The organism is Streptomyces sp. NPDC060366 (assembly GCF_042725135.1).
GTDB lineage: Bacteria > Actinomycetota > Actinomycetes > Streptomycetales > Streptomycetaceae > Streptomyces.
In genome coordinates, this window is sequence record NZ_JBHXDC010000002.1 from 238,804 (window position 1) to 250,082 (window position 11,279).

Below are 11,279 nucleotides of genomic sequence, written 5' to 3' on the forward strand. Positions count from 1 at the left end.
CAGGTCCGCGCGCCCGGTACGTCCATGCACCGCTGATCTTTGTCCATGGACCCGTCCGTGACCAGGGGGTGAGGGTGACCCTGGCGGATGATCGAACCGAAGGGCAGCGGCGGTGGCCGATTTCACTGTAGGTGACAAGGATTTCCTGGTGGACGGCCGCCCGGTGCGGTTGCTCTCGGGGGCGCTGCACTATTTCCGGGTCCATGAGGAGCAGTGGCCGCACCGGCTGCGGATGCTGCGCGCGATGGGTCTGAACTGTGTGGAGACGTATGTCCCGTGGGATCTGCACGAGCCCGCGCCCGGCCGGTTCGTGGATGTGGGGGCGCTGGGCAGGTTCCTGGACGCGGCCGCCGGGGCGGGGTTGTGGGCGATCGTGCGGCCGGGTCCGTACATCTGCGCGGAGTGGGACAACGGCGGGCTGCCGTACTGGCTGACGGCGGCGGTGGGTTCGCGCGTACGGACGGGCGACCCGGCGTATCTGGGGCCGGTGGAGCGGTGGTTGCGCCGTCTGCTGCCGCAGGTCGTCTCCCGCCAGATCGGCCGCGGCGGCCCGGTGATCATGGTGCAGGTGGAGAACGAGTACGGGAGTTACGGCTCCGACCTGCCGTACCTCTCCACTCTGGCCGCGCTGCTCCGTAGCTGCGGGATCGATGTGCCGCTGTTCACCTCCGACGGCCCGGAGGACCACATGCTGACGGGCGGTTCGGTGCCCGGTGTCCTGGCGACGGTGAACTTCGGTTCGGGGGCCCGTGCGGCCTTCGCGACGCTGCGCGAGCACCGGGCCGGGGGCCCGTTGATGTGCATGGAGTTCTGGTGCGGCTGGTTCGACCACTGGGGCGCGCCGCACGTGGTGCGTGATCCGGCGGACGCGGCGGACGCGCTGCGCGAGATCCTGGAGTGCGGGGCGTCGGTGAACATCTACATGGCGCAAGGCGGCACGAACTTCGCGGGCCGGGCGGGCGCCAATCGCGCCGGTGTGCTGCACGAGGGTGTTCTTGAGCCGGATGTGACGTCGTACGACTACGACGCGCCGGTGGACGAGGCGGGGCTGGCGACGGAGAAGTTCTGGCTGTTCCGGGAGGTCCTGGCGGCGTACCGGGAGGGGCCGCTGCCCGAGGTGCCGCCAGCGCCGCCCGTGCTGGGTGACGGGCCGGTGCGGGTGGAGCTGGAGGGGTGGGCGTCGCTGGACGAGGTGATCGACGCGCTCGGCGGGCCGCAGACGCTGACGCCGATGCCGCCGACCTTCGACGAACTGGGCGTGGACCGGGGGCTGGTGCGCTACCGCGTGGCGGTACCGGGGCCGCGGCGGCCGTATCCGCTCACGCTGTCGGGGCTGCGTGATCTGGCGGTCGTGCAGGTCGACGGGGTCCGGGCCGGGGTGCTGGGCGAGGAGGATCCGGTGCTGGCGGAGCCGGTGGCCGGGCCGGCGGTGGTCGAGGCGTGGGTGGAGTCCCTGGGGCGGGTCAACTACGGGCCCCGTACGGGTGAGCCGAAGGGGATCACGGGCGGTTTTCTGCACGAGCGGCAGTATCTGCACGGTGTGCGGGCGCGGGGGCTGCGGCTGGACGCCTTCGACGACGCGGCGGCGGTCGCCGCGCTGCCGTTCCGCCTCCCGGCCTGGCCGGGCGCGCGGGGCGTGTACCGGGGGGCGTTCGATGTGGCGTCCCCGGGGGACGCCCGGCTCTCCCTGCCGGGCTGGACGCGCGGCTTCGTGTGGGTCAACGGCTTCTGTCTGGGCCGTTACTGGGCGGTGGGCCCGCAGGAGTCGCTGTTCGTGCCGGGGCCGGTGCTGCGCGCGGGGCGCAACGAGGTGTGGGTGCTGGAGCTGGAGGGCGCGGGCGAGGGGCACGTACGGCTGGCGTGAGACCGGTCGCCGGGCGGTCCGCGTGCGCGCGGCCCGCCCGGCGGCGGCTGCTAGGGCCTGTCGTTTGGATCAGGCCGGATCAGGGAGCGGGGTCTGGTGCGTGCGAGCGCAAGGCGGAGGAGGGAGACAACGCGGAGCGTTGGCGACCGACGACAACGCGGCGGGCGTGCGTGCCAGGGACCGCGAGCCCGGCAAGATCCAAACGACAGGCCCTAGATCTCGTGGACCTCGAACGCGTCGAGTACGAACTCCGCCGTGCCGTCGTCCCCCACCTTGCGCAGTCCCACCCACGCGTCCCCGTCGTCCGGGGCGGTGAACTCGTAGCTCAGGACGGTCGGTTCGGTCGCCACGGCCAGTTCCGTACGGGACAGCTCCCGCTCCCCCGGTTCGTCGACCGCGGTGATCCAGGCGTACTGGCCGGCTTTCTCGTTCTCGTGGCGGAAGGTGACGCGGTAGCGCCTGCCCGGCTCGAACCGGACGGTGTGCGGGACGGTGCGGTACACCAGTCCGTCGTTCTCGCCGCGTGACTTGAGCGATTCGGTGCCATCGACGACGTCGTCGATCACCTTGCCGTTCCAGCCGCGCTGGGTGAACGGGGCGTGCCGCTGGGCGATATGGGTGCGCGGGTCGGTGGCGCCACCCGCGTCGCCCTTCACGAAGACGCCCCAGCCCTGCGGGACGTGCTGGAAGTCCTCGTATGCGAGTGCGCCGCGCCTGGTGGAGCGCCCGGCGCCGACGACGCGGACGTTGTCGAAGCGCACGCGTGCCTCGCCCGCCGCCGCCGTCAGCAGGAGGTCGACGGGGCCGCCGCGCTCGGGGACGGTGAAGTGGGTGAACATCCTTTGGAAGCGGGTGCCGTGTTTGCGGTCGGCGGCCACGTGGTTGCCCGCCGTGGAGTTCTCCGTCCAGTTGACCGCCGTCACACCGTCGGACGTACGGACCTCCAGGGCCGCCCTGCGCCGCTCCCCCGCCGTCCTGCCGACCTCGACCTGTACGGACGCGGCGTACGTGCCCGGTGCGAGGCGTTCGAGGCGCTGTCCTACGGAGGCCGCGCCGCCCGCCCCGATCACCAGCTCGTAGTCGCCGAGCGCGCTCAGCTCGACGCGGGCCGGGCCGCTCACCCGCCAGCCGTCCGCCGAGCCCGAGTTGAAGCCGGGGTCGTGGAGCGGCGTGGCCTGCCCCCAGTGCGGGTCGGGGGTGTCCGGGACGCGGTCGGGGTACAGCACGTACGGCTGCCCGGCCTCGGCGTCGACGGTGACCTTGCCGCCTCGTACGGGCAGGTCGGCGACGTGCTGGCGGCCCTGGTCGGTGAGGCGGTACAGGGCGGTGCGGGGGCGGGTGGCCCAGCCGCGCGGCACCTGCCACCGGGTGGTGCCGCCCTCGGGGTTGTAGTGGTAGAGCTTGGCCGGGTTCCTGGCCTCGCGGGGCTCCCAGGGCAGCAGGTAGGACCCGCCGTCGTAGACGAGGCGCCCGTCGGTGGTGATGCGCCGGGTGCCGTCCGCGTCGCTCACGACGGTCCCGGTCGGCCCGTCGAAGCTGATCTCGTGCTCGGTCCAGCGCCGGATCGGGTACGCCTGGAGGTACTTGGCGGGCAGCGACTCGGTCCAGATCAGTTCGTGGAACACGTTCCAGTCGGTCTTGCCGACCCAGCCCTCGAAGTTGCCGGTGCGCGGGATGCCGAGCAGTGTGGGCCACTTGTCGGCGAAGACGTCCTTCTGGTGGTTGCGGATGAAGCGGATGAGCTGGGAGTTGACGCCGCGTGAGGTGTCGGCGCCGTAGTCGGTCTCGGTCGCCCAGTGCGACCACAGCGCGGAGCGCTCCAGGCCGTGGCCCCATTCGGTGGTGATGTGCCAGCCCTGGTCGCGCAGGGCGCGCTGGAGCCGGTCGGAGTTCCAGCCGGACTCGCGGAAGACGTCGATGTAGAGGGTGTTGAGCGCGGGGTGGGTCTCGTCGCGCAGGTCCTGGAAGCGTTGGACGATGTCGCCGGAGACGAGGTCGCGGCGGGCGTCGATGCGGTAGCTCTGGTCGAGCCAGTCCCACTGTTCGTCGGTCTTGTCGACGAGGGTCTCGGAGAAGGCGTTCGCGACGGGGTAGGACTCGGTGGCGTTGACGTGGACGCCGAAGTCGCTGTGCCACTTCGCGCCCTCTTTCAGGAGGGTGTTGAGATCGGCGAGGCCGCCGGCGCGTGTGTTGTGGTTTCCGGCGTAGTCGGGGTGCGCGGAGTCGTGGCCCTCGGACTGGTAGCCCTTGAGGAGGGTGTACTGGCGCAGCCCGTCGGTGGCCAGCGAGATCCGCTTGACCTGGTCGAGTGTGGCCAGGAACGGGTTGGTGGCCTGGCTGGCGAAGTTGAAGGGGATGTGCGGGACGACGCGCAGGTGCTGCTCGTCGGCGCCGAGCGGGTTGACCATGATGTCGCGGAAGGCGATGGCGGCGTCCTGCCAGTCGACGGTGCCGTCGCCGCCCCGGTCGCGGGTGACGATCACCGTGGCGTACGGCAGCGGTTCGGTGGCGTCCACGGGTGAGGTGTCCGCGCGGTGTGTCCACTGCCCGCAGCGCAGTTGGGCCTCGACGGCGCCGTCGCGGCGCTCGGTGCGGTGCCAGAGCCGCCCGTTGTCCCAGGTGGTGCCGGTGCCTGGCCGGTCGTACACGGTGTTGGTCTCGATCGCGCCGCCGAGCCGGTCGTGTGCCACGACGGCGTACGCGCAGCCGGCCGGCGCTTTCGCGGGGGTGTCGGGCGTGACGCGGACGAGGGTGTCGCCGCTCTTGGCCTTGTCGATCTCGACACGGGCGGCCAGCAGTGTCGCGCCGCTCTGGTCGCTCCGTACGGAGAGCAGGGCGAGTTCGGGCAGCTCCAGCGTGCCGACGCGCAGGGTCTCGGTGTCGGCGACGCGGGTGATACGCCAGTCGACGCGCCATCCGTCGACGGTGATCTCGGCGTCGATCTCGGTGCCGCCGTCGAAGGCGAGGGTGTACGAGATCCGGCCGCGGGAGGCGGGCCTGGTGGTGACCCGCGGGGTGTGCGGCGTGCCGTCGATCAGGACGTCGGTGACCGGGGTGCTCCGGCCGTGCAGGACGGCGCGGGTGCCGCGGTCGGTGTACGACACGACGCGCGGGAAGCCGCTGTCGACGCGGACCTCCAGTTGGCGGGAGCGCAGGACGCTCTCGCGGGTGCCGGGGGCGGGCGCGGGGCCGCCTCCGGGCCTCGTACCGGCCGCGAAGGCGCCGCCCGGAGCGGCGAGGGCGGCGCCGGCCCCCGCGAGCGCGGTGGCGGCAACGACGGTTCTGCGGCGGGGGCCTCGGTCACTTGCGTTGGCGTACACGTCGCTCCTCTTCGTCCACGGTGTTCCGTGCACGTCAATTTGCGTCGCGGGGAGCGGGTGCGCCCATGGACAAAGGCGGGACAGGTCTTGGACTAACGCGCCGAAGCGTCTCCGCGGCCTGTCCCGCCCTGCGGGTCACACGTGTCGATCAGAGTGTGGAGGCGGCCGACGCGATGGCGGAGGCGAAGGTGGAGACCTCGGTGTAGACACCGGGGTAGTTGGGCCGGGCGCAGCCGTTGCCCCAGCTCACGATGCCGATCTGGATGAAGGCGCCGGCGTTGTCCTTGCGGAACATCGGGCCGCCCGAGTCACCCTGGCAGGTGTCGACCCCGCCCGCGGCGAAGCCGGCGCAGATCTCTTCGCTGGTGATGATCTGGCCACCGTACGAGGAGTTGCAGCTGGCGTCGGAGACGAACGGGACGGTGGCCTTGAGGAGGTAGCGCTGCTGGGCGCCGCCCTCGGTGGCCGCGCCCCAGCCGGCGACGGTGAAGTTGCCGGTGTTGTACTGCGTGTTGGTGGCGATCTTCAGGGTCGGCAGGTTGATGGGCTGGGCGAGCTTGATGAGCGCCCAGTCCTTGCCCGCGCCGTTGTAGCCGGGGGCCTGGAGGACCTTGGTGGACCGGACCTTGATGGCGCTGGTGCTCTGGAGGTCCACGACACCGGCGGTGGCGGTGATGCTGGTGTTGTTGCCCGATCCGCTCACGCAGTGCGCGGCGGTGAGCACGATGGTGGACGAGTACAGCGAGCCGCCGCAGCCCATCGAGAGGCGGACCATGAAGGGGAACTCACCCTGGGCGGCGCGCGTGCCACCGACGACGGGCGGCGCGAGGGGGGCCGCGGCCTGCGTCTTGGGCGCGTCCGGCACGGGCGCGGCGGCGGCGGAGGTCGTCTGGAGGCTGATGGCGGCGAGCATGACGGCGCCGGCGGCGATACATCTCTTGAGAACACCCTGAACGCTCAACGGTCTGCCTTTCGTGGGGGCTTGAGGGATTTATCCCTGTAGGGCACACGGGTCGACGCGCGTCGCACGCCCATTGGCATGAGCCCGACAGGAACGCGATCCGGATTATCCGGAGGGCGGGAGCAGCCCCACAAGATACGAATCTCGGCCAACCGAACGGTCGGCCTCCGGTCGTCGTCCGGCCACCGAACACCGGAACCCACCCTCACCCCCGGCCGCCGCGCGAGCGGCGACCGACAGAGCGCCCACACGGACGAAGGTCGCGGGCGCCCCGGGGAACGAGAAGGAGGGGTGGTTGCCGGACCGACCGGTCCGGCAACCACCCCTCCGCCTTCATGTCACGTCACGCGCCCGGCACGCCTTCTGAAGAGGCGTCAGCGCGCGCGGCGGACGGCCGCGTCAGAGACCCGCCGCTGCCGATTGGATGTCGGCGGCGAAGGTGGACACCTCGGTGTAGACGCCCGGGAAGCCGGGCTGCGCGCAGCCCTGGCCCCAGCTGACGATGCCGACCTGGATCAGGCCACCGTTTCCGTTGTCACGGAACATCGGGCCGCCGGAGTCGCCCTGGCAGGTGTCGACCCCGCCCTCGTCGATGAAGCCGGCACAGATCTCCTCGGACGGCACGAGGCTGCCGGAGTACGCGCCCTCGCAGTCCGCGTCGGAGACGAACGGCACGTTGGCCTTGAGCATGTACCGCTCCTGGGCACCGCCCTCGGTGGCCGCGCCCCAGCCGGCGACGGTGAACTCGCCGTTGTTGAGCGAGTCGTCCGTGGCTATGTCCAGCGTGGGCAGGTCGATCGGCTCGGCGAGCTTGATCAGCGCCCAGTCCTTGCCGGTGCCGTTGTAGCCGGGCGCCTGGAGGATCTCGGTCGAGTTGACCTCGACGGCGTCCGGGCTTTCGAGGTCCACGACGCCCGCCGTGGCGGTGATGCTCGTGTCGGGGCCCGAACCGTCCACACAGTGGGCGGCGGTCAGGACGATGTCCTGCTCGTAGAGCGCGCCGCCACAGCCCATGGAGAGGCGGACCATGAAGGGGAACTCACCCTGCTCGGCAGGGGTGCCGCCGACGACCAGCGGGCCCGGGGGCGGGGTGGCCGAAGCGGAGGTGGGCTGAAGGCTGACACCGGCGAGGACGACCGCGCCGACGACGGCACATCTTTTGAGGGCACGCAGGAAGCTCAACTGACTGCCTTTCGTGGGGGGAAACAGTGCATTTCGTTGTCTTGCGTGGGGCTGTCGTGCGTGAAGCTGTGTACGGATGACGCTCAGCACGTGGGGGTGCCGTACGCATGGCGAAGCCGACCGACGACCCGATGAAACGTAGATCGCCTGTATCCGCTCGCCACAGCGTGATCCGGATTATGGGGAGGAAATCAGCCGTGGCACAAGACATGGGTTTCGGCCAACCGAACGGTCGGGCTCCATCCGCCGCCCGCCGGGCGGGCCCCCGTACAGTTGAGAGCGGTCGACCGTCCTACGAAGGGGTAGTGGCGTGACGGACAGAGACGGGACCAACGGCGGCAGCCCGGTCGTACACGGCTACCCGCATCTCGACACCGTGCGGGCCGCCGTCACGGCCCTCTACCGGCGCATGTCGGACGACGGCATCCGCCGGTACGACACCAGCGTCGCGCCCGCCGACGTCGCCTTCGCCGACCACGACGACCTCCATCTCGGGGTGCAGCGGGTGGCCCGCGCGCTGGTCCAGCAGTTGCATCTGCCGGACGCCCGGATGATCGTCAGCTTCCGCGAGATGGAGCACGCGGCGAGCGTCGAGCTGACGGCGGGTCCGGAGTACTTCATCGAGCTCAACGACCGATTCCGGCGGCACCGCAGGGACATCGGCGCCGCCCTCGCGCACGAGATCACCCATGTCCTGCTGCACCGGCTCGGGCTGAGCTTCCCCGGCACGCGCGACAACGAGATCCTGACCGACACCGTGACGACCTATCTGGGCGCGGGCTGGCTGCTGCTCGACGCGTTCCGGGAGGACCGGGACTCCAGCCAGAAGCTCGGCTATCTGACGCCGGAGGAGTTCGGCTACGTGCTGGCCAAGCGCGCCATCGTGTTCAACGAGGACCCCGGCATCTGGTTCACCAGCCCGCAGGGCTACACCGCGTACACGAAGGGCAAGGCGCAGGCCGTACGGGACGAGCAGCAGCCCCCGCTGACCACGGCGGGCTGGTCGGGCCGGCACCGCTATGCCAAGGACCGGCGTTACGCGCTCGACCACCCCGGCGAGGCCGGGGACGCGGGACGCCCGTACGCCTTCGAGACGCTCGCCGACGGGCTGCGGGTGTCGTTCCCCTGCCCCACGTGCCATCAGCGGATCCGGGTGCCGGTCAGGGGCCGGGTGCGGGCGCGGTGCCAGCTCTGTCACACGGTTCTCGACTGCGACACCTGAACTGCCCCTCCCAGCAAGGGACTTCACCGAACAGGCAGATGGTCGACGTTCTGTCGATTTGGCGTGAATGACCTTCTCGGGCGAAGGTCGAAGTATGACGAATGAGCGGACAGCGGGCTCCGACCGCGCGCGGGACGAACTGTTCTCGGCCGTGTACGAGGGCCGGGACGACGCCGTGGTCGCGCTGCTCCGCTCCGGCGTCCCCGCCGAGGCGACCGACCGGGACGGCCAGAGCGCGCTCTACGCCGCCGCGGTGAGCGACGAACCGGGCGCGGTCCGGGTGCTGCTGGCGGCGGGCGCCGACCCCGAGCGCGCGAGCGGGGTGGACGGCGGAGACCTGCCGCTGTGCGGAGCGGCGTGCGGCGGTCATACGGAGGTGGTCCTGGCCCTGCTGGCGGCGGGCGCGCGCCCCGACCGGCGCGAGGCGTACGGATTCACGGCGCTGGCCTGGGCCGTCGGGCAGGGACACGCGGCCACGGTGGAGGCGCTGCTGGCGCACGGGGCCGACCCCGATCTCCCCGGTCCCGGCGGCGGCGTCCCGGACGGTGAGCCGCCGCTCGTGACGGCCGCCCGGCGCGGCTCGCCGTCGACCGTGAGGGCGCTGCTGCGGCACGGCGCGGGCGCGCGCGAGGAGGCGCTGGCCGAGGCGCGGCGGTGGACCGCGCCCGAGGCGGTGGAGCACGAACTGCACGCCGAACTGCTGCCGATGGCCGGTGAGGGCGGGGGCGACGAGACGGTGGTGCGCCGGATCGAGGAGGACGGCGGGGTGACGATCGTCGTCGAGACGCTGAAGGACGGCGTGCCGGTCGCGAGCCTGGAGCGGCAGACCGGGCACGGGGCGATCAGCACCGTCCTGGAGGAATCGCTGGGCATCCGGACGCCGTTCGAGGAATTGGCGGGGCGGGCGCTGAGATGCGGGGTGCCCGGCCGGGACGACTGGCGGGAGCCGGTGGCCGCGCTGTGGAGGCGGGGTGACGAGGAGTCGTTCGAGGCGGCGCTCGCCTGGTGCGCGAGCGACGATCCGCTGCGTGGCGCGTTCGCGGCGGATGTGCTCGGGGGGCTTGGGGGCCTTGGGGATGACCGGCGGATCTTCGCGGACCGGGCGCTGTCGCCGCTGCGGGAGTTGTGCGCGGGCGCGAAGACGCCGGAGCTGATCGGCGCGAGCGTGACGGCGCTGGGAAAGCAGGGTGCGGCGGACGCCCTGCCGGAGATCCTGCGGCACACGGGCCATCCGGACGCCGCGATACGCCGCCGGGTGGCCGTCGCGCTGACCGGGCTCGTGCCGGGCGACCACGAGGAGGGGCTGGCGGCGCTGACGGCGCTCAGCGCGGACACCGACGGTTCGGTGCGGGAACGGGCGACGACGGCCCTGGCGGGCGTCGACGCCGACACGCCCGCGATCCGCGCGGCCCTGGCGGCGCGGCTGACGGACCCGGTGGCGGTCACGGCCGCCGAGGCTGCCCGGGGGCTGGTGGCGCGTCAGGACCCGCGGGCGGTGGACGCCCTGGCCAGGATGCTCGCCGACGGGTCGCTGACCGGCTACGCGCGCGAGACGGCGGCCGACGCGGTGGGCCGGCTGCCGGACGCGGCGGTCCGGCGCAGGCTGGCGGGCCTGCTGCCGCGCGGCCGGTGACCCGGTCGCCGCGGGCCGGGCGGGACTTCGAGGACACGGCCCGGCGCCGCCGGGGTCACAGCAGCCGCAGGGTGCCGGGCGCGCGTTCGTCGATGATCTCCGTGAGCCAGTCGAAGACCGTGGGGCCACGGCCTGCCTGCGCCTCGTCCAACTGGCCTTGGACCAAGCCCCTGTTGACCTCGGGCACCCGTGCGAGCCGGAGCCTGAGCTGCCGCGCCGTCTCCTGGTGGCCGAGCGCGCGGCGCGAGAGTTCGTGGTCGCGCCATTCGATGACGAAGTCCCGGTCGTCCGGCGTCCCGTAGCCGCCGCTGAGACAGTCGGCGAACGCGTCGAGATTACGGCCGAAGTAGCCGTCCGGTCCGTTCACTGCCTCGCCCGTCACCTGCCAGAAACGCTCCAGGTCGGTGACCTCCGCCCCAGGAATCACATACGTCACAGTCATGGGGCGGAGGCTACCTGTCCGTCGTCGTGGCGGCCGTGCGGGATCAGCAGCCGTGGTCGACCAGGTCGAAGGACTCGTAGTGGTCGGCGGTGTAGTAGTCCTGCTCCTCGTTACCGGTCACGATGCGGCGCGCGCCGCGGTCGGGAGAGCCCGGCGTCTCCACGGTGAACTCGTGGTAGTAGCCGGTGGACTCCTGCGGCAGGATGCCTTCGCGGTTCTGGAAGACCCCGCCGTCCTGCGGATACGGGTAGGGGCCGCCCGCGTCGATCAGGTCGAGGGTGTCGTGCGCCTGGGACGGGAGGTCGGAGTAGCAGATGTCGCCGACCGCGAGCGGGGCGGCGGTGGCCGCGGTCGCGACCGTGCCGCCGACGAGGAGGGTGGACAGGAGGGCGGCTGCGCCGCCGATGAGGGCGATTCGTGGGGGGATTCGCATGCCCACCATGATGACGCGCGTAGACGTGAGCACGTCAATGCCAAGTCCGTGGAGTTTTCGGGAAGTTAACCGGCCGGTACGGGCACGACATCCGCCCTTCGCGGCCGGTTTGTCGTCGGGGGGGGGGGCGGGGGTGGGGGCGGAGCGCCCCCCCCCCCCCCCCCCCGGGGGGATAGAAAAAAACACACCCCCCCCACAAAAATGGCAGAGGGGTGGGGGAGT

General features: G+C 71.9%; 8 protein-coding genes. 3 read left to right on the plus strand and 5 right to left on the minus strand.

Annotated features, from left to right (window positions below; translation table 11 throughout):
• Nucleotides 1-112: 112 nt before the first annotated feature.
• Nucleotides 113-1,864 carry a beta-galactosidase family protein gene (locus tag ACFWHU_RS05810; protein ID WP_387224098.1) on the plus strand — a complete coding sequence of 584 codons (1,752 nt, stop codon included), beginning with the start codon at nucleotides 113-115 and terminating at the stop codon, nucleotides 1,862-1,864.
• 212 nt (nucleotides 1,865-2,076) lie between these two features.
• Here the strand turns inward: ACFWHU_RS05810 and ACFWHU_RS05815 are convergent, their stop codons facing one another.
• From ACFWHU_RS05815 to ACFWHU_RS05825, 3 genes are all read right to left on the minus strand, one after another.
• Entirely contained in the window at nucleotides 2,077-5,184 is a 3,108-nt protein-coding gene (locus tag ACFWHU_RS05815) for an endo-alpha-N-acetylgalactosaminidase family protein (protein WP_387224099.1), read from the minus strand.
• Nucleotides 5,185-5,332: 148 nt separating this feature from the next.
• Nucleotides 5,333-6,097, minus strand: coding sequence for a serine protease (locus ACFWHU_RS05820; RefSeq protein ID WP_385804769.1), 765 nt, complete (start codon nucleotides 6,095-6,097; stop codon nucleotides 5,333-5,335).
• A gap of 447 nt (nucleotides 6,098-6,544) precedes the next feature.
• Nucleotides 6,545-7,327: a S1 family peptidase gene (locus ACFWHU_RS05825; protein ID WP_385801907.1), complete on the minus strand. Its 783-nt coding sequence runs from the start codon at nucleotides 7,325-7,327 to the stop codon at nucleotides 6,545-6,547.
• Nucleotides 7,328-7,637: 310 nt separating this feature from the next.
• Between ACFWHU_RS05825 and ACFWHU_RS05830 the strand changes: the two genes are divergently transcribed.
• A complete protein-coding gene (locus ACFWHU_RS05830) occupies nucleotides 7,638-8,549 on the plus strand; it encodes a hypothetical protein (RefSeq protein WP_385801906.1) in 912 nt (303 codons plus the stop codon).
• 94 nt (nucleotides 8,550-8,643) lie between these two features.
• Entirely contained in the window at nucleotides 8,644-10,182 is a 1,539-nt protein-coding gene (locus tag ACFWHU_RS05835; protein WP_387224100.1) for an ankyrin repeat domain-containing protein, read from the plus strand.
• Nucleotides 10,183-10,237: 55 nt separating this feature from the next.
• Here ACFWHU_RS05835 and ACFWHU_RS05840 read toward each other — a convergent pair whose 3' ends face one another.
• Nucleotides 10,238-10,624: a barstar family protein gene (locus ACFWHU_RS05840; protein WP_385801902.1), complete on the minus strand. Its 387-nt coding sequence runs from the start codon at nucleotides 10,622-10,624 to the stop codon at nucleotides 10,238-10,240.
• Between the two features lie 43 nt (nucleotides 10,625-10,667).
• Entirely contained in the window at nucleotides 10,668-11,057 is a 390-nt protein-coding gene (locus ACFWHU_RS05845) for a ribonuclease domain-containing protein (protein ID WP_385801900.1), read from the minus strand.
• Nucleotides 11,058-11,279: the final 222 nt, after the last annotated feature.